Genomic DNA, 18,496 nt, shown 5'->3' with positions numbered 1-18,496 from the left:
CCTGCCGTCACAATGGAATTTGCTGTAAAACACTTGCGATGCAGCCGGTATTTCATGCTACTTTGGCCCAGCAATGCATCGATTCGATGATCGAAACGACGCCCATTTCAAAAGTGAACTCAGTGAACAGCGTTACCGGTACTGCAACACCCCAACTGGCCAAAATTGCCTCGCGCATTCTTGCGGGCAGTTTCCTGTTCGAGGATCTCGATCCCGAACTGCTTGCCCAACTTTCGAATCAGGCAAGTGTCCGCCGGATGGACGATGGTGAATTGCTGTTTGAAAAAGGCGCGCCTGCCGATGGATTATACGCTGTCGAAGCTGGGAAAATCCGCATTTCGACCGTTTCAGACACCGGCAAGGAAATCGTTTTGAACGTGTTGGCCCCGGGTGCGGTATTTGGCGAGATCGCGCTTCTGGATGGTGAGCCGCGCACGGCAACCGCGCGTGCTGTCGGCCCGACACGGCTTTTGTTTATTTCACGTGATGATTTCTTTGAAATCTTTGACCGCGAGGCACCGCTCCGCCGTCATATCACGGCTCTTTTGTGCCGTCGCCTTCGTTGGGTCAGCGACCTTTTGGAAGACGCCAATTTCCTTGATCTTACCGGACGACTGGTCAAGCGCCTTTTGTGGCTGGCTGAACGTCACGGTGGCCCCGACCCGGAAGGTATCCGCATCGCCCTTCCGCTGTCGCAACAGGAACTGGGCCTTATGCTGGGTGTGACACGCGAAGCGGTAAACAAAAAGCTGCGCGACCTTGAAAAACGCGACCTGATTACTCGCCGTGACGGGCGTTTGGTGATCCGCGATACAGACGGCCTGAAAAACCTTCTCGCCGATGCAATCAAAAGCTGATCCTTCTCCCAGTTCCCTGTTTGATCGACTGGTCGCCCGCGAGGAAAAGCGTGGCCTGATCCTTGTGGCGTTTCTACGCATATGCATGCTTGCCTTCATCCTGCTGCTGTTTTCCAAACCGGATTCGCCAACAGGTGAGCTGTATTCGCTACTGGAAGTTCTGGGCTGGTTCATCCCGGGTGTTCTGGTTCAGCTTTTTGTCGCCTTTCGCGGCGGCAACTGGCGCTGGTTGCTTTATATTCTGGCAATCGCCGATGCGGCCCTGATCGTTTATGTGTCGGTCGTTCCAGACCCGCTGAACCCATTTGCCGATCATCCGGCATGGCTATACAGCTTCGTCGTTCGGGATCGGGGCGTTGTGTTCTCCATGATCATGATGGCACTGGTCATCATGACCTTTTCACCGCGTCTTATCATCTGGTTCGGGTTCTGGCTGTTCGCCGCATGGAGCACCAGTATTGTCTGGCTGATGACCCGGCCCGGTGTCATCGTTTCGCAGCATTTCGGCGATGACTGGACACCAACCCAGGACGAAATCATCACGACCTATACCCTGCCGGAATTTATCGACATTTCGGCATTGGCCGAGCAGGTCGTGATTGTCGTGGTGTTTACGCTGGCCTGTGCGGTGATGGTTTCGCGGTTACGCGTCCTGATCAATCAGTTTGCCGCCGCCGAACGCGCGCATGGCAATCTGGCACGATATTTCCCGGCGGCCCTTGCCGATCAGCTGGCAGATCGCGATGAGCCGGTTCGCGTTGGCGCACGACGGGAATGCGTGATCCTGTTTGCCGATATCATCGGGTTTTCCGGCTATGCCGAAAAACGCGATCCGCAGGATGTGATGCGGCTGTTAAACCAATTCCATCAGATCATGACGACACAAATCGGGGCCTATGGCGGGATTGTCGAAAAATATATCGGCGACGCCGTCATGGCCAGTTTTGGCGCATTTGACGATATGAATTGTCCGGCGGCAAACGCGTTATCGGCCGCGCAATCCATGGTCAGCCATGTCCGGGACTGGCAAAACGGTGATCTAGCAGATAGCACAACGCCACTTCAGATCGGTATCGGCCTTAATTTTGGCCCGGCGGTTGTTGGTGATATTGGCGAAGGCGAGGCCGTTACGCCCGCTGTTATCGGCGCCAGCGTCAATCTGGCAGCCCGTCTGGAACGTGCGACCAGAACCCTTGATACCGACATCATTATCAGTGACAACTTTGCCCACAAACTTCGGTCCGAGGCACCCTCAGCCACATCCATCCTGATGCGCAGCTTTACCAAACAGGATGCAATTCACGTCAAAGGTTTCAGCCAGGCGATACCTGTTCATTTTCAGCATAAAACTTTAAACTAGAGCCTTCCTCAATCTTGATACGTCCTTGATCCTGCCACTTTTTCGCGTAAAGCTTGTTGAAGAACAATACGCACCAAGCGACACAAGGGATTCGAGATGTCATCAGAATTGCGCAACCGTTTTGCCATGGCCACGCTTCTTAGCGCGGCCCTTTTTGCAGGTCCCGTCATCGAACCGGCATCCGCCCAATCCGGTGACGAAAAAGCGGAAGAAACTGTCACGCTTTCCGGTGAAAGCCGCAGCAAAATGCAGCTGACCGTTTACCCCGGAAATCTTGGCATGATTGCCGAGCAACGAAACGGGACGATCCCCAAGGGAGTAAAAACGCTTCGGATCGAAGACCTGCCGCAAACCATCATGGACGACACCTTCCTGATGGGCGCACAGAAGGATGCCAATCTTGTCTGGCATTCGTTACGCAATACGGCAAATGGCCCAGCGACCATGTATCGCCTGTTGCAAGATCAGGTTGGCAAAACCATTTCCATCCGGCGCAAGGATGACGAACTGGTCGAAGGCACTTTGCTATCGATTGACGGTGGCGCATTGGTTCGCACCCTTGATGGTGTCGAACAGGTTCCTGTTGAACAGATCATCATCTCCGACCTGCCCGGCAACTTCGCTACCAGCCCGGCAATCGAAGCCACCATTGGCTCGGATGCGGCACTTGATCACATCTCGCTTGCCTACCTTTTGGGAGGTATTTCGTGGCAGACGGCCTATGTCGGGCAGTATGACAGTGTGGAAAATGTCCTGAACCTTTCGGCAATGGCACGCATTACAAATCAGACGGGCTCGGCAATCAACAATGCCCAGCTGCGTCTGGTCGCCGGTGATCCCAACCGGGTCAGCTACACCCCGATGGCAAAGGCTGCCCGCGGGGAAATGATGATGTCAGCCATGGCAGATAGCGCACCGGGTGGCGGCGCGCCGGATCGCGAAACCATGGAAAACCTGCATTTATATGGGCCGTTCGACGGGCTTTCGATGCGCAATGGTGATGTCGTGATGATGCCGTTGATCGCATCACAAAGTTTGCCTGCAACCCGCAAGGTCACCTTTAACGGCAGTGCCAATCTTTACTATGCCGGACAAAGTGACGTGTCCGAATTTGTCCGTCCTGACCTTGAAATCGAAATTGAAAACGATGGTGGTCCGGACGAAAAAAGCCCATGGCCCGCAGGAACCGTGCGTGTCTTTGGCCAGTCCAAAAGCGGTGTGACCGGTTTCCTTGGTGAAGACAATCTGTCTTTGACCCCGGTCGGACGCAAGGCAACCATCCGCCTTGGCCAGGCCAGCAATATTTCCGGTACGCGCAAAGTCACGGCATTTGATCGCAAGGCACGCCCAAATCTGCCTGATGAAATCACCGCCAACATGGAATGGTCGATCACCAATGGCGGTGAACGCACCGAAACCGTTACGATCCGTGAAAATGTTCCGGCCGACTGGGTTGTTACCGGCGAGGACCACAAACACACCAAGCCGCAACCAGACCTGATTGTCTGGACCATCGAGGTCCCGGCAGGCAAGGAAGTCAATCTGAGCTGGTCGGTAAAAAGTACCCGATAACCTTTAAAACCGGCCACTTATCCGGTCTGGTTGCTATCATAAAAGGCCTTGGCCAGAGGCAGCAGCAGGACCGGGTCGGGTTTCTCGCCGGTGATGCCGCACAGTTCGGTATAAAGACAAATGAGTTTGGCCAGCAGGATAAACGCCTGCTGGTTTTTCTTTCCGGCAAACACCGCAAGATTAACCAAGGCCTCGCCACATATTTCACGCGCGGTCCCGAACTGCCCGGCCCCTCGCAGTGCCAAAACAAGCGCGCCTTGCGAATATCCAAGATCAAGCCGGGCCGCTTCGCTTTGCTCTGATCGCAACCTTGCAAGCCGATCACGACGAAGTTCAACAGCCTGGCATGCGGCATCAACTGCATCCGCCCATTGTCCTGCACCGATTTCAAGGGCTGCCCTGTTATTAAGGCTATGGGCCAATCCGGCACGGGCGGCATCCGGAGCCGTTTGCAGGTGGGATGCAAAGATTTGATCTGCCTCGTCAAACAGGGAAAGGGCTACCATCCGTTCGGATTTATCGAGTGCGGTTGCCATTTCAAGACAAAGACGTGCGAGCGTTAACGAACCGGGTTCCGTCGCCCGCAGGAATGACAGGCGCGGCAAATATCCGGCAAGTTTGTCCGACATGTCTTTTTCCTGCTTCTGCCTGAATTCCGGGACCAATGTGCGCCGGTTAACAGACGGGCAAGCACCCGTCTTGTGAAGACCGGTCAAACAGGGATAAGCTGTGATTAAGATCCCTGTTCAAGATTTTCGTCCTGCTTATCAGCCCCATTTTATGTGAAACGACGACCCTCCATGACCATGTCGACTGAAACCCTGCGCGCACTTTACGGAACCTGGCGTATTGCACGTGGTGACGCCAAAGGCCTTGCTTTCTTTGATTATTCCATCGAAGCGTTCTGGCGTTCTTTCTTTGCCGCCGTGATTGTCTTTCCGGCCTTTGCGCTATTGCGCTGGCATGATCTCGACACGGTTCCCGATGAATTCCCGGTTGGTCGTTACATGCTGGTGGAAACCATCGCCTATGTGATGAAATGGTTCGCCTTTCCGCTGCTGATGCTACATGTCGCGCCAATGATTGGCCGCGCCAATCGCTATATCGCGTTTATCACCGTCTATAACTGGTCAAGCGTCTTGCAGATGGGCGTTTATCTGCTGGCACTGCTTCTTGGCGCGGCGTTTCCGATGCTTGGCGTTGGTGGATTTGTGTTGATTGCCGTGATCGCGATGCTGATTTACGGGGTTTATATTGCGAAACTGACACTGGCGGTCCCGATTGCCACGGCAAGTGCCATTGTTGCAGCCGATTTCCTGCTATCATTAACCATCACGACAATCGGCATTCGTCTCGCACTTGGCCAGCTATTCTGACACAATCAACAAACAAGTCTTAAAATTCAGGGAGATGCATCAGAATGAAACCGGTTCTCGCCATCACCAGACGCCTGCCGGAAGCTGTCGAAAAACGCGCACGCGAAAGTTATGATCTGCGCATGCAGGACGGCGATGATCCGCTGTCACGCGATCAGATTCTTGACCTGTGCAAAGACGCAAATGCCGCCCTGGTTTCGGTTGGTGATCCGATTGATGCGGCCTTTTTTGCAGCCCTGCCCCAAAAGGTCGGCATCATTGCCACCTTTTCGGTGGGCACCGACCATATTGATCTGGCCGCGGCAAAAGCCAACGGTTTCGTCATCGGCAATACCCCCGGGGTTCTGACCGATGCAACGGCGGATATTGCGTGGCTTCTGATTCTGGGTGCTGCACGCCGCGCCAGCGAGGGCGAGGCCGAAGTCCGCAACGCAACCTGGTCAAGCTGGCGGCCGACCCATCTGATGGGCACACAAGTGACCGGCAAGAGACTAGGCATTGTCGGCATGGGACGGATCGGACAGGCCGTCGCGAAACGTGCGCGTGGTTTTGATATGGAAGTCCATTACTTCAACCGTCGCCGCCTGCCCGAAGATCAGGAGTTTGGCGCGACCTATCATGCATCCATCGATGACCTGTTACCCCATTGCGATTTCCTGTCGCTGCATTGCCCGTCAACACCGGAAACACGCGGTATGGTCAATCGCAATTTTATCGCCAAGCTGCCAGATGGGGCGATCATTGTGAATACGGCACGCGGTGATGTCGTCAATGACAAGGACCTGATCGCGGCACTCAAATCGGGCAAACTGACCGCCGCCGGACTTGATGTTTTTGCCGGGGAACCGAATATCGAGCCGACCTATCGCGATCTGCCCAATACGTTCCTGTTGCCCCATCTGGGATCGGCAACGGTGGAAACCCGCAATGCCATGGGTTTCCGGGCACTCGATAACATCGATGCCTTCATTGCCGGCAGGGAAGTGCCGTTCAAAGTTTGATGATGTTGGAACAAAAGGCGACCAATGGACGCCTTTTGTTATTCCAGATCGCTTTCTTCGCCTGCGGGCAGAATACAGGAAATTTCATGTCCATCCCGGCTGACCTTGACCCGGCCGCCGTGGATTTCGACCACTGCGCGCACCATCGCCATGCCAAGTGCGCGGCGCGCAGATGGTGATTCTCCCTCGCGCAATCCTTCAAACAGCATCGGTTGCGGTGCTTCGTCCGACAGTGAAATGCTGATATCGATATCCTCGCCCCGACGACGGGCAACCACGGAAACCTCACTGCCTTCGGGGGCGGTACGCAGGACATTGGTCACCAGAATGAACAACGCCTGTTTCAAACGACGTTCATCGGCAATCATCCAGCCGATATTGCGCGAACAGTAAAGGCGTAGCGAAACGTTAAGTTCCGCCAGACGCGCCCGCGTCAGTGCTTCGAGCGAACGTAACAAACGCCTTGGATCGACCGTATCAAGTTCAAGCGCGACCTGCCCTGATCCCAGCGTTGCCAAGTCCCGCATGTCATCCACCAGTGCCAGCATGCTTTGGGCTTCGGCCCGGATGGTTTCAACCGACTGCGCGACATTGCCCTGCAGATGGGGGATAAGGCGGTCTGCCTCGCCATTGATATGGTCAAGCGGCCGGGTCAGTTCACGCGACACGGTCGAAATGAAGTCCGACTTCATCTGATCGGCGGTCCGCAGCGCTTCGTTGCGTTCGCGAAGCGCCCGTTCGACCCGGATCGTGTCGGTGACATCGATATAAGACATCATCACCGCCCCGTCAGGCAGCGGTACAATGGCAAAATCGATGATGCTGTTATCGGCACGTTCGATACGACCGCTCATGGGTTCGTGGTTGGTGATACGCGCGACCATCCGGCTTTTGAATTTGTCCCAGTCTTCGCGCTCGTGCCAGTAATCACGGGCTTCTTCGACCACTTCGCTGATATGCGGCGCACCTGAAAGGAAACTGTCTTCGAGGCCCCAGACATCGGCAAAACCGTGATTGTAAAGCCGCAACCGGCCATCGCCGCTGATCACGCCTACCGCTTCATGCAGGTTTTCAAGCGTCTCGCGCTGAACCGCGATCAGGGTGTTGTAACTGCTTTCGAGAACCAGCTTGTCGGTGACATCCTCGAACGCAAACATCAGTCCGCCAAACGGATGCGGCGAAATGAACCGGCGCAAGGTCATGCCGTTCGGCAGATGCATCAAATCTTCTTCTGGCTTGAGAAGATCGGTAAAGCGCTGGTTTTCAATATTGCGGAACTGTGTGAAGTCGGTGACTTCGGGCAATTTGCGCTCATCGCGCATCCGGCGCAGCACATCATCAAGCGACGGTTCCGCCCAGAGCCAGTCCTCGTCCATATCCCAAAGTTTGGTGAACGCGGTGTTAAAGAAGATAAGCCGCTTGTCCCCGCCATAAATCGCAATCGCGGTTCCAAGGTTTTCCAGAACCTCGGCATGGGCACGAATATGACGCGACAGGTCGGATTGCAGTTCCTCGATCGCGGTGCAATCAATCGCAAAGCCGATCAGACCATCAAGGTCTTCGGGCGTTTGTGACGGACATTCGGTAATGCGCAGAAGCTTCCGGTCACCCTTGATCACGATATGATAATCGCGTGTCATGGTTTCGCCGTTGCGCAATGCCGACGCCGCCAATGACTTGCCCTTATCGGGGATCACCCCGCCGCCCAGTTCCGCCTGTCTGGCAAGGGCATCCTTGACCGTGTCGAGTTCCACCGCGGTCGCATAGGCCGCATTACAATCAATCAAACGCAAATCGCCATCGCGCCGCCACACCGGAAACGGAAGACTGTCGATCAAAAGCCGCAACCCGCTGACTTCGCGTTTGAGCGCGGTAAAATCGCCGAACTGGCTTTCGCGTTCACGGGTATGGCGGGTTTCATCACGGAACCAAAGCGCATGGGCCAGAACCGGCGAAGTCCGGTCCTTGCGTGCCATCGCCCCGGTGACGTGGAACTTGCGTTCATCAACCGCAGTTACCCAAAGCTCAAACCGCTCGTGGGTGGATTTCAGGTTTCGCACCCGTTCCTTAAGGGTCCTGGCATCATCATCGCGCAACTGGTCAAGCACATCGGGGAAACGCCCATCCTTGCCAAGCTGGAACGCACGTTTCAGCGACGGGCTTGCCCCCTCGGCAAAGCCGGCCTGGCTCCAATAATAAACCGGGTCCGGCCCGGCAAAGAACAGATGGGTAAATTGTTCGGTCGAATCCGCCAATTCGGATTCGTGATCTTCCGCCTCTTCAAGATGGCGGCGCATGCGCAGCGATAATCGCCACCCGATTCCCCCGGCAATCGCAGCACCACCAATTGCCGCCAAACCAACAACCAGCCAATCGCGGTCACTCAGATCGGCGAAACTGCCTAAAATCGAGGCCGCGTCTGGTACAGCGCCTGCGTTCGGCGCGGCTTCCGGTGCGCTGCCAACACGGAATTTTTCCTGTGCATGCAGGTCGGCTGCGATGAAAAGCGACGTCAGACCATAGCATCCCCATTGCCACAGTCTGGACAAACCAAACCTGTTTGATCCCCCTTTGCGGGAACCAATTGGTTCTTTCCCCCTTTGATGGTTGGATGTAGCCCGTGTCACGTGTTGTTAACCGTTTGTGTTTATGAGCTATTATTATGGTGAAAACGTCTTGCTTTTACCACTGTTTCACGACGTTTTCCCGATACCCGGCCGAACGCCCGTGATCGCAGGAAAATCCGCGATGACATATACCCCAAATCGGGCTATGTCTGCGCTATTGTCGAAACAACAGCTATAACGATCTCGTCATTTCAAAAATGAGTCCCAAACCGCAGCTAGACCTTTTTACGCCGCGCGTGGCCGCCAAACCGGTCGCGCCCCAAAAGGAGTCTGCCGCGGCCAAACCGGCGGGACCGGAAATGCGCGATCTGTTCGACACCAATTTCAGCGCCGATGACATCGCAGAATGGGAACTGCTGTTTCGCGATGCGCCACAATACAACTATCATTTCAAACGTTCGCAAATCGCGTCGGCCTTTGACCGCCCATTGCATAAAAAGCTGATCGCGTCACACGCGTTTGAACGGTTGCGGGAAATTTCGTTCCTTGGTGCCATTGATTACCTGTTCCATCCCAATGGACGCCCGGCCAATATCCGCCATTCCCGATATGATCACACCATCGGTGTTGCCCTGCTGTCGCAGCAATATTGCCGCCTGATGGGCCTGTCAGAAGCCGACCGTGATCTTCTGGGGGCAGCGGCCCTTTTGCATGATATCGGCCATGGCCCGTTTTCCCATACGCTGGAACCGGAATTTGCCCGACGGTTCAACCTGAACCATCACCAATTGACCGAAAAGATCATCACCGGCGAAGTTCAGCTTGATCTGTCAGTCAATCATCTTCTGGTCAAACACGGTGTTGATCCGGACGAGGTCATTGCCTTGTTATCGAAAAAATCGACCCACCCGCATGCCAGCCTGCTGTCGGGTCCGGTCAATATCGACACACTCGAAGGCATCAGCCGGACCAAGACCTATGTGCATCCGAACTATGTCCATTGTCATCCGCGCCTGTTGCTTGAGGCGGCGGTAAAGCTTGATGAAGATGCCCTGAAACGCCTTGATAAGTTCTGGCAGCTTAAAGAAGACATCTATCGCAATTTCATTTTCGGCCCGATGTGTTTTGCCACCGATCATCTTTGCCGCGAATTCGTTGTCAAAAATGCACCCGACTTTGCCGCCAATGATTTCCTTCTGACTGAAAAAGCATTTTTGCAGCGCCATCCGGCTTTCAAAAAGTTTCTGTTCAGTCTGAAAAACCGGATCGAGCTTGACGGTGTTGCCGATGTTATCGATCCGGAAATCAGCGCGGTCCTGATGGATGAAACCGCAACCAAAGTGCCCAAACGCGAATTTCACATCAATACCAATGCCCAGGTCAAAAGCTTTGCCGATCTTGGCAAACGCTATTACGAGGAAAAGAACTCGTTCCTGCGACGTGTCGGCAATCTGACCGATCCGGCACAACAGGCTGCTGCAGCAAGTCTGTTTGACTGATATGCTCGTCCGTCGGACGTAAAAGCGCCGTGCGAATTTCGCTGCATCGGGCAATCCATTGCAAAGGGAGTAACCGATATGGCCCCCAAAACCGAAAAGAAGCGCAACCGAACCTTTGTCATCATCGGGCTTGGAACCGTTGGCAGCACGGTTGCGACCGATCTGGCACGAAGTGGCAATCACGTCCTGGGCATCGACATCAACGAAAAATCCGTCGCCGCCCTTTCGGATATCCTGTCCGAAGCGATCATCGCAGATGGCCGCGATGAAGAAGCCCTTCGCGAGGCCGGGGTCGATAAATATGACGTCGCCCTGATTGCCATTGGCGAAGACCTTGAAGCCAATATCCTGTGCACGATGAATGTCAAAATGCTGGGGGTCAAAACCGTCTGGGTAAAGGCGATCAACAAAACCCATCATCGCATCCTGACCAAACTTGAACCCGACCGGGTCATTTTACCCGAACAGGAAATCGGCCAGCACATCGCCCAGAAACTGCATAACCCCGCCGTACGCGATTACCTTAGCCTTGGTAATGGCATGCATGTCATCAATCTGGAAGTCCCGGAAAGCATGGCGGGGAAAACCATTGAGTCGCTTGATCTTGAAAAGTCCCACGAACTGCGCTGTCTGGGCATTTTGCGCGGATCGGAATTTATCGGCTGTGATACCGGGACCGTCACGATGGAAGCCAGTGACAAGATCCTGATCCTTGGTCGCCGCCAGAATTTGCGCGACTTCAGCGACGGCATCTGAGCCATGCCCTTTTATTTTCCGAACCGCACCGGAAAACCGATCCGAATACCACCGCCGCTTTTGCTCGCCATCCTGTATCTGGCCTTGATCCTGATCGGTGCGGTTGTTTTGGTCCTCCCTGTTGCGGTCACCCATCCGATCAGCTTTTCCGACGCCTTGTTTACGGCCACGTCCGCCGTCACCGTCACCGGCCTTGCCGTGGTTGATACCGGGTCAAGCTTTACGTTGTTCGGGCAAGCCATGATCCTGATCCTGATCCAGCTTGGCGGTCTTGGTCTAATGACATTTGCAGCCCTTGTTTTATCCGCACTTGGCTTGCCAATTGGTCTGCGACATCACAATTTCCTGCGCGAAGATTTGAACCAGACATCGCTGCATCAGCTCGTGGGTCTGGTCAAAACGATCCTTGCCGTTGTGCTTTTCTGCGAATTGATCGGCGGCATCCTGTTGCTGACCGTTTTTGTCCCCGATTTTGGCTGGGCACGCGGAACGTGGTTTGCGGTATTCCATTCGGTATCGGCCTTCAACAATGCGGGCTTTGCCCTTATGCCCGACAGCCTGAGCCGATGGGCCACAAACCCGGTGATCAACCTCACAATCCCGGCATTGCTTCTGATTGGCGGGATCGGGTTCAGCGTGATTTCCGATCTGTGGATTCATCGCGGCTGGCGTCATTTATCCCTGCACAGCAAATTGATGCTGACCGGATCTGCCATTCTGATCGTCTGGTCTGTCACGATGTTTGCCATCCTTGAATGGCACAATCCCGACACGCTCGGGGCTTTTGCCAGCCCGATCGACAAACTTCAAATCAGCTGGTTTCAAGGCCTGACAACCCGCACTGCCGGGTTCAACACGGTCGATATCGGGTCCATTCATGATACCACCGCGTTGATGTTCATCCTTCTGATGGTGATCGGGGCGGGCAGTACATCAACAGCCGGCGGGATCAAGGTCACCACCTTTATCGTACTGGTTCTGGCAACCATCGCCTTTTTCAAACGCCATAATCAGTTACATGCCTTTGGGCGCAGCATCGGCCTTGAAGAAGTGATGAAGGTGCTGGCCCTGACGATGATTTCAATGTTCGTCGTCATGAGCGGTATCTTTCTGATCACCATGTCCCACGACGGCGATTTTCTTGATCTTGTCTTTGAAGTGACGTCGGCCTTTGGCACGGTCGGTCTTTCGCGCGGGACGACCGGGGAGCTCGATACACTGGGCCGGATCGTGATCGAACTGATCATGTTCATTGGCCGTGTCGGCCCGCTGACACTGGGATTCTTCCTTGCCCGTCGTGTTCCGCCGCGCATTTCCTATCCGTCAAGTCAGGTGTATCTGGGGTAATTCCCAAAACCGTCAGTTCAGTCAACGACAAACAATGTGGCACCCGGCTCTGTTGAAGAACGATGGGCTTCGGCGTTATCAGCCACCTGATAACTCATGCCCGGTTTAAGGGTGAAAACCCGCCCGTCTTCCAGTTCGGTGACCAATTCACCTTCAAGACACAGCAGGATATGGCCCTTCTTGCACCAATGATCGGCAAGATAGCCCGGCGTATATGTCACCATCCGCACCCGGATCGGACCAAATTGCTGTGTGCGCCAATATGCCATGCCGGTATCGCCGGAATGCTCGGTTGGCGTGATTGACGACCAGTCGGTCGTGCCGAACGGGAGATTGGAAATTTCCATGGTAATCTTTCAAGAGATATGTGGGGCAACTGCCACCAGGAACCGGATAACAATTTCATGACGCTATCGCGTTTCCAAACTTTCCGTCAACACATCCAGCCAAAGACAAAGCCCGGCACGCGGACCGGGCTTTTATCAATCTTCGTAAAATGATTTACCGGTTTTCCAGCCCGTTTTCTTCGCGCTGCTTGCGGATTTCATCTGCCTTGGCCACGATCATTTCACGCAACTCGTCCAGTCCGGCGCGCTCGGCAGTAATGACCTGTTCGCATTCGGCTTTGGCGACATAGCCATTGGCATGCGCGGCATCCCATTCAAGGACATCCTCGATCGTGCTGCTCAGTTCATCCACATCCCCAAAGGCATATCCATTAAGGGGGCGACCGACGGTTTCGTTCAGGGACGCGAACAATGCCGGGTCCTGATCCGGTGCAAGGTCGGGTTTGCAGCCCAAAAGCGTGCGATAGCGCAACTGGCCGGTATAGAACCAGAAAACCGCGTCATCACGTTCGCCTGCATTAAACTGCTTGGCTGCCAGAATGTAATAGGCCGATGGATGGCGGTTTTCGATCCCGTCGTGCAACGCATCGGGTTCCATATCCTTCATCTCCTCGGGCGATTTCATGTCGGCGGACTGGGCAAAGGCAGGCATTGCCATCAGGCCAAGAAGCGGAACGGCAAGCAGGGTGCGATGAAGATTTTTGATCGGACTTCTCCATAATCCAGGGTGATTTCCAATCGGGGAAATATGCAAAAGGTCTTTTGGCCAACGGCCCCGACAAACGACATATGGCACAGGGTTATTCGACTTTAAGGCCGTTTTATCGGCAAGTAATGGCAATTATGTGCCAAGCCTCTGCCGGATTGTGAAATCCGGTCCGGTTTTACAAGGGACTCCGCAGTTATCCCATAAACCCGGTTTTAATCTTTCACCTTTAGGTCGATACTGAATTAATTGCCGCATTCAACGGAATCATTTCAATCTTGTTGCCAGATACCATCGCCAGCAATCAGGCCTATACCGCAAAGCGGCTCGACGAGATGCGAAGCGCACTCGCCAATCAGCTGCATGGCAGCGCTTTCTGCGTTGTCGTTACCGGGTCGTTCGGTCGGCACGAGGCATCAGAACAATCGGATCTGGATTACTTCATCATCGGCCGTGAAGTTGACCGTGATCTGGCCCCCCACCGTGACGTTTCCGAAATTCTTGGTGCCATGGTGACCAAAAAGGCGGCCGTTAACGGCCCGTTTTCATCCTATGTCCCGGCCGAGGAACTGGTCAACCGCATCGGCCTTGATGGCGACACCAATTCGATCACCACACGCCGCCTGCTGTTTCTGCTGGAATGTGAATGGCTTTATAACGAAGTCGGCAAACGTGCCTTCTTTGACGAACTGATTGCCAACTATGTCACCGAAACGGTTACACGGGAATCCATCGCACGCTTTCTGGTCAATGACGTCATCCGCTATTACCGCACCATCAGCGTCGATTTCGAAATCAAAACCCGCGAAGGCGACGCCAGCAAGGCATGGGCACCCAGACGCCTTAAACTCGTCTTTTCGCGCAAGATGCTTTATTTCGGCGGCATTATCGCAGCCGCAGAAACCGCAGGTCGTGATTATATCGGCAAACGGGCGAAACTATCGGAACTTTTGCAGTTACCGCCTATCACACGTGTTCAAACGGTTTTTGGTGACAAAAGCCTTCCCGCACTCGAACTCTATGACCGGTTTCTGCGCGAACTCAGCGATCCGGATGTCCGCAAACGGCTTGAAGAAGTTGGCCCGAATGATCGCAGTGACACCGAACTCCGTTCCCTGCTGGATGCAGGCAAGCAGTTTTCGCGCGAGCTGATCAAACTGATGAATGATCGTTACGGCCCCGATCACCCGATCCATGAAGCACTTTTGATGTAACTGCCAACCCGATCGGGCCGTCAGGCATTTGTCACATGCTTGTGGTAATTGGCCCGGTCCAGATCATGTACTTCGACCGTAAACTGTACATCGAAATTCCCGACCAGATTTTCCAGATGCGCCCGCACGGTTTCAAGTGCGATGGCACCAACGGCATGTTTGACATCGTCAGAGCGCCCCGACAACAGTCGCACATCAAGATGCACCATGCCATGCTTTGGCCCGCCATCGGCAATCACGACATTTTCAAGTGGCGATAAACGTGTTTTGAAACTTTCCAGATCGGCATCGGCTGCCTTGGCAATTTCACGATGCAGGCTGATCGCCAACCCGCGAAGCTGTTCGGTGATTGGCAAATTGGCGGAATATTCGATTTCAAGCTGGGGCATGGCTTGCTTCCCTGTTGTGGTGTTGTCTTTCTTACCCGAACGCGTCTTCGCAAAACACAAAAAAGCCGGTCCGAATGAACGGACCGGCTTTGATGCAAAACGCGATTGCGCTTAGTAGCGGTAATGATCCGGCTTGAACGGGCCAGCCTGCGGCACGCCGATATATTCGGCCTGTTCGTTCGAAAGCTTGGTCAGTTTCACGCCAAGACGGTCGAGATGCAGGGCTGCAACTTTCTCGTCGAGGTGTTTCGGCAGGACATAAACCTTGTTTTCGTAGTTGGCGTGGTTTTTCCAAAGTTCGATCTGGGCCAGCACCTGGTTGGTGAAGGATGCCGACATCACGAAGCTCGGGTGACCGGTTGCGCAACCAAGGTTGACCAGACGGCCTTCGGCCAGAACGATCAGACGCTTGCCATCCGGGAATTCGACTTCGTCGACTTGCGGCTTGACGTTGTCCCACTTGTAGTTACGCAGCGAACCGATCTGGATTTCGGAATCGAAGTGACCGATGTTGCAAACGATTGCACGGTCTTTCATCGCACGCATATGGTCGAGCGTGATGATGTCGATATTGCCCGTCGTGGTGACAAAGATATCACCAACCGGTGCAGCGTCTTCCATGGTGGTGACTTCGTAACCTTCCATCGCGGCCTGCAGCGCGCAGATCGGATCGATTTCGGTCACAAGAACGCGGGCACCCTGGCTGCGCAGCGACGCAGCCGAACCTTTGCCAACATCACCAAAACCGGCAACCACACCGATTTTACCGGCAACCATGACGTCGGTTGCACGTTTGATGCCATCAACCAAGCTTTCGCGGCAGCCATACAGGTTGTCGAATTTCGACTTGGTGACCGAGTCATTGACGTTGATCGCCGGAACCTTGAGCGTGCCCTTTTTCGCCATTTCATACAGGCGATGCACACCGGTGGTGGTTTCTTCGGAAAGACCTTTGATGTCTTCAAGAAGTTCCGGATATTTGTCGTGGATCAGCTGGGTAACATCGCCGCCGTCATCCAGGATCAGGTTCGGTTTCCAGCCGTTCGGGCCGGTGATGGTCTGCTCGATGCACCACCAGAATTCTTCCTCGGTCTCGCCCTTCCAGGCAAAGACAGGAACGCCGGTTGCCGCAATTGCCGCAGCAGCCTGATCCTGGGTCGAGAAGATGTTGCACGACGACCAGCGAACTTCTGCACCAAGTGCGGTCAGGGTTTCGATCAGAACCGCAGTCTGAATGGTCATGTGCAGGCAACCGACGATGCGCGCGCCGGCAAGCGGCTTGGCCGCGCCATATTCTTCACGCAGCGCCATCAGGCCCGGCATCTCGGTTTCGGCAATCGCGATTTCCTTGCGGCCCCATGCGGCCAGCGAGATGTCTGCGACCTTGCAATCGGTAAAGTTCGACATGTCGTCTCCAATCAAACAAAAACAGCGCAACTGCCGACCAGATGGATCTTGCAGATACGCCCGAAAATTCCTGTGCGACGGTTTGCCCGTTCGCGATAGAAGACATATAAAGATTTCTTTATATCGATTTCAAGTCTTTTCTTCGATGAATTTTCAATGCCGGAAAAATACGCGCACAGTCAGAGCGCCCATGCTGTATGGGCCCATTTCATAACCGATTGATTTATTAGGTATTATGATCGCCGGTCAGGCAAGATCGTTGAAATCATCCAGCATCATGGCGATGCGTGCTGAATCCCATTGTTCCATCACACGGGCTGCCTGCTGTTCGGAATTTCGCGTATCCAGTCGGCGCAGGCGTTGTTTGACCGGTAAAAGGCTGACCGATGACATCGAAAGATTACGTAATCCAAATCCGATGAAAAGCGGCGTATATCGCGGATCACCGGCCATTTCACCGCAAACACTGATCGGGATGTCACGATCCCGCGATGATTTGATAACGTCGCGGATCAGGCGCAAAACCGATGGATGCAGCGGGTCATAAAGCCCGGCCACCTGATCGTCGGTACGATCAATCGCCAGCGTATATTGCGTCAGATCGTTAGTCCCGATGGCAAAGAAATCGCTTTCACGTGCCAAGGCATCAATCGCAAGTGCGGCGGCCGGTATTTCAATCATGGCACCCAATGGCGGCAGATCATCCGGAATGGCATGACCTTCCTTGCGCAGTCGCTTTGCGACCGATTGGTAAATCTGGCGTACCCGGCTCATTTCATGAACGCTAACCACCATCGGTATCAACACCCGGACAGAACCATGGAGGGATGCGCGCAGGATCGCAGCCAATTGTGTTTCAAGCAATTCGGGCTTGCGCAATGACAACCGGATACCACGCAGCCCCAATGCCGGGTTCGGGCCGGATCCGATTTCTGCCTGCAATGACACCGCAAGCTTTTCACCACCGATATCAAGGGTGCGGATCGTGACCGGCTTGCCATTCATCCGGGTCACGATATCGGCCAGTTCGGCATATTGTTCGTCTTCGTCCGGCAGGTAGTCCTTGTTCATGAACATGAACTCGCTGCGCAAAAGCCCAATGCCGGTCGCCCCATTTTCCAGTGCCGCCGACAGTTCAATCGGCAGTTCGATATTGGCATGAAGATCAATTTCGACCCCGTCGCGGGTCGCCGACGGGACATCGCGCAGGCTGGCCAGTTTGGCGCGTGCCGCCCGCCAGTCTTCGCGACGCTGGCTATAATGGGCCAGATCATCCTCGGTCGGACGCAGGATAACTTCACCCCGACCGCCATCAACAATGATCAGATCACCGCCCGAAACCCCGTGAATGATATCGGCCGCGCCCAAAATCGCAGGAATGCCAAGCGACCGGGCCATGATCGCGGTATGACCTTCCGCCCCGCCAAGCGCGGTGACAAACGCTGTAATCTGGCCGGGTTGAAGGCGCGCCATATCGGCCGGGCTGACTTCCTCGGCGATCAGAATGGCACCTTTGGGCGCAGTTTCAAATGCCCGGTCAGTTTCCCCGATCAGGCACCGCATCAGACGCAGGCCAACCTCGCGGATGTCGGACGCGCGTGCTGCGATGTAACGATCATCAATACCGGAAAACTGGGTCGCGATGGCATCAATGACCTCGCTGACCGCGTGTACCGCATTCATATGGCGCGTCTGGATCAGTTCTTCGGCCCCGCGGACAAGGCGCGACTGGGTGAGCATATGAACGTAGGCATCCAGCAGGAATCCAAGCTCCTCGGATGCGGCACCGCCGACATTGGCCGATTGGGATTTGAGGCGTTTAAGCTGTTCGATACTTTCCGAAACGCCTTTGTGCAGGCGTTCGGTTTCGGTCGGGATGGCCGCCGCATCGATACGTGTGCGACTGACATCGACATATTGCCGGTCCATGACAAAGGCCCGACCGATTACAATCCCGCCCGATGCCCCAAGCCCTGTAATTACCCGGCGGTCGGACGGCGACTGGTCATCGATTGTGGTCTGGTCTTTTGGTGGAACTTGCAAGCCTGGTTTGCTGCCAACTCGTTCTTGTTGTTTCCAGAAATTCCCGTTCCCGCCT

16 protein-coding genes are annotated in these 18,496 nt (G+C 54.6%); 9 read left to right on the top strand and 7 right to left on the bottom strand.

Annotation, left to right across the window (positions count from 1 at the left end; all coding sequences use genetic code 11):
• Positions 1-122 precede the first annotated feature (122 nt).
• From TH3_RS00425 to TH3_RS00415, 3 genes are all read left to right on the top strand, one after another.
• A complete protein-coding gene (locus TH3_RS00425; RefSeq protein WP_110252833.1) occupies positions 123-857 on the top strand; it encodes a Crp/Fnr family transcriptional regulator in 735 nt (244 codons plus the stop codon).
• The gene (locus TH3_RS00420; RefSeq protein ID WP_007088250.1) at positions 841-2,217 is read left to right on the top strand and encodes an adenylate/guanylate cyclase domain-containing protein; all 1,377 of its coding nucleotides are present in this window, start codon (positions 841-843) and stop codon (positions 2,215-2,217) included. Before TH3_RS00425 ends, TH3_RS00420 begins: the two co-directional genes overlap by 17 nt.
• Positions 2,218-2,313: 96 nt before the next feature.
• Complete coding sequence (locus tag TH3_RS00415) at positions 2,314-3,789, top strand: DUF4139 domain-containing protein (RefSeq protein WP_007088251.1); 1,476 nt, start codon at positions 2,314-2,316, stop codon at positions 3,787-3,789.
• A gap of 17 nt (positions 3,790-3,806) precedes the next feature.
• Here the strand turns inward: TH3_RS00415 and TH3_RS00410 are convergent, their stop codons facing one another.
• Complete coding sequence (locus tag TH3_RS00410) at positions 3,807-4,418, bottom strand: hypothetical protein (RefSeq protein ID WP_007088252.1); 612 nt, start codon at positions 4,416-4,418, stop codon at positions 3,807-3,809.
• A 171-nt stretch (positions 4,419-4,589) separates the two neighbouring features.
• Here TH3_RS00410 and TH3_RS00405 point away from each other — a divergent pair, with 171 nt between their 5' ends.
• Together TH3_RS00405 and TH3_RS00400 are read left to right on the top strand one after the other, a co-directional pair.
• Positions 4,590-5,165 (top strand): hypothetical protein, encoded by a 576-nt coding sequence (locus TH3_RS00405; RefSeq protein ID WP_007088253.1) that lies wholly within the window; start codon positions 4,590-4,592, stop codon positions 5,163-5,165.
• Positions 5,166-5,209: 44 nt separating this feature from the next.
• Positions 5,210-6,166: a 2-hydroxyacid dehydrogenase gene (locus TH3_RS00400; RefSeq protein WP_007088254.1), complete on the top strand. Its 957-nt coding sequence runs from the start codon at positions 5,210-5,212 to the stop codon at positions 6,164-6,166.
• 38 nt (positions 6,167-6,204) lie between these two features.
• Here the strand turns inward: TH3_RS00400 and TH3_RS00395 are convergent, their stop codons facing one another.
• Positions 6,205-8,715, bottom strand: a complete 2,511-nt coding sequence (locus TH3_RS00395) for a PAS domain-containing sensor histidine kinase (RefSeq protein WP_007088255.1) — start codon at positions 8,713-8,715, stop codon at positions 6,205-6,207.
• Between the two features lie 275 nt (positions 8,716-8,990).
• Here TH3_RS00395 and TH3_RS00390 point away from each other — a divergent pair, with 275 nt between their 5' ends.
• The 3 genes from TH3_RS00390 (at position 8,991) to TH3_RS00380 (ending at position 12,335) form a co-directional block, all read left to right on the top strand.
• Positions 8,991-10,232: an HD domain-containing protein gene (locus TH3_RS00390; protein ID WP_007088256.1), complete on the top strand. Its 1,242-nt coding sequence runs from the start codon at positions 8,991-8,993 to the stop codon at positions 10,230-10,232.
• A 78-nt stretch (positions 10,233-10,310) separates the two neighbouring features.
• Positions 10,311-10,988, top strand: a complete 678-nt coding sequence (locus TH3_RS00385) for a potassium channel family protein (protein WP_007088257.1) — start codon at positions 10,311-10,313, stop codon at positions 10,986-10,988.
• 3 nt (positions 10,989-10,991) lie between these two features.
• Positions 10,992-12,335 carry a TrkH family potassium uptake protein gene (locus TH3_RS00380; protein ID WP_007088258.1) on the top strand — a complete coding sequence of 448 codons (1,344 nt, stop codon included), beginning with the start codon at positions 10,992-10,994 and terminating at the stop codon, positions 12,333-12,335.
• A gap of 17 nt (positions 12,336-12,352) precedes the next feature.
• Here the strand turns inward: TH3_RS00380 and TH3_RS00375 are convergent, their stop codons facing one another.
• Together TH3_RS00375 and TH3_RS00370 are read right to left on the bottom strand one after the other, a co-directional pair.
• On the bottom strand, positions 12,353-12,682 hold the full coding sequence (locus TH3_RS00375; protein ID WP_007088259.1) for a DHCW motif cupin fold protein: 330 nt from the start codon (positions 12,680-12,682) through the stop codon (positions 12,353-12,355).
• Positions 12,683-12,836: 154 nt separating this feature from the next.
• Positions 12,837-13,340, bottom strand: coding sequence for a hypothetical protein (locus TH3_RS00370; RefSeq protein WP_139328272.1), 504 nt, complete (start codon positions 13,338-13,340; stop codon positions 12,837-12,839).
• Positions 13,341-13,669: 329 nt separating this feature from the next.
• Between TH3_RS00370 and TH3_RS00365 the strand changes: the two genes are divergently transcribed.
• Positions 13,670-14,602, top strand: coding sequence for a DUF294 nucleotidyltransferase-like domain-containing protein (locus TH3_RS00365; protein ID WP_233421820.1), 933 nt, complete (start codon positions 13,670-13,672; stop codon positions 14,600-14,602).
• A 20-nt stretch (positions 14,603-14,622) separates the two neighbouring features.
• On the opposite strand, the gene TH3_RS00360 is transcribed toward TH3_RS00365, so the two are convergent.
• The 3 genes from TH3_RS00360 to ptsP all read right to left on the bottom strand — a co-directional run bounded on the left by TH3_RS00360 (position 14,623) and on the right by ptsP (position 18,441).
• Positions 14,623-14,991, bottom strand: a complete 369-nt coding sequence (locus tag TH3_RS00360) for a 5-carboxymethyl-2-hydroxymuconate Delta-isomerase (RefSeq protein WP_007088262.1) — start codon at positions 14,989-14,991, stop codon at positions 14,623-14,625.
• Between the two features lie 111 nt (positions 14,992-15,102).
• A complete protein-coding gene (gene ahcY / locus TH3_RS00355) occupies positions 15,103-16,398 on the bottom strand; it encodes an adenosylhomocysteinase (RefSeq protein ID WP_007088263.1) in 1,296 nt (431 codons plus the stop codon).
• 246 nt (positions 16,399-16,644) lie between these two features.
• On the bottom strand, positions 16,645-18,441 hold the full coding sequence (gene ptsP / locus TH3_RS00350; RefSeq protein WP_007088264.1) for a phosphoenolpyruvate--protein phosphotransferase: 1,797 nt from the start codon (positions 18,439-18,441) through the stop codon (positions 16,645-16,647).
• Positions 18,442-18,496 lie beyond the last annotated feature (55 nt).

The organism is Thalassospira xiamenensis M-5 = DSM 17429, assembly GCF_000300235.2.
Classification (GTDB): domain Bacteria; phylum Pseudomonadota; class Alphaproteobacteria; order Rhodospirillales; family Thalassospiraceae; genus Thalassospira; species Thalassospira xiamenensis.
This window is presented reverse-complemented; position numbering and strand designations above follow the sequence as displayed.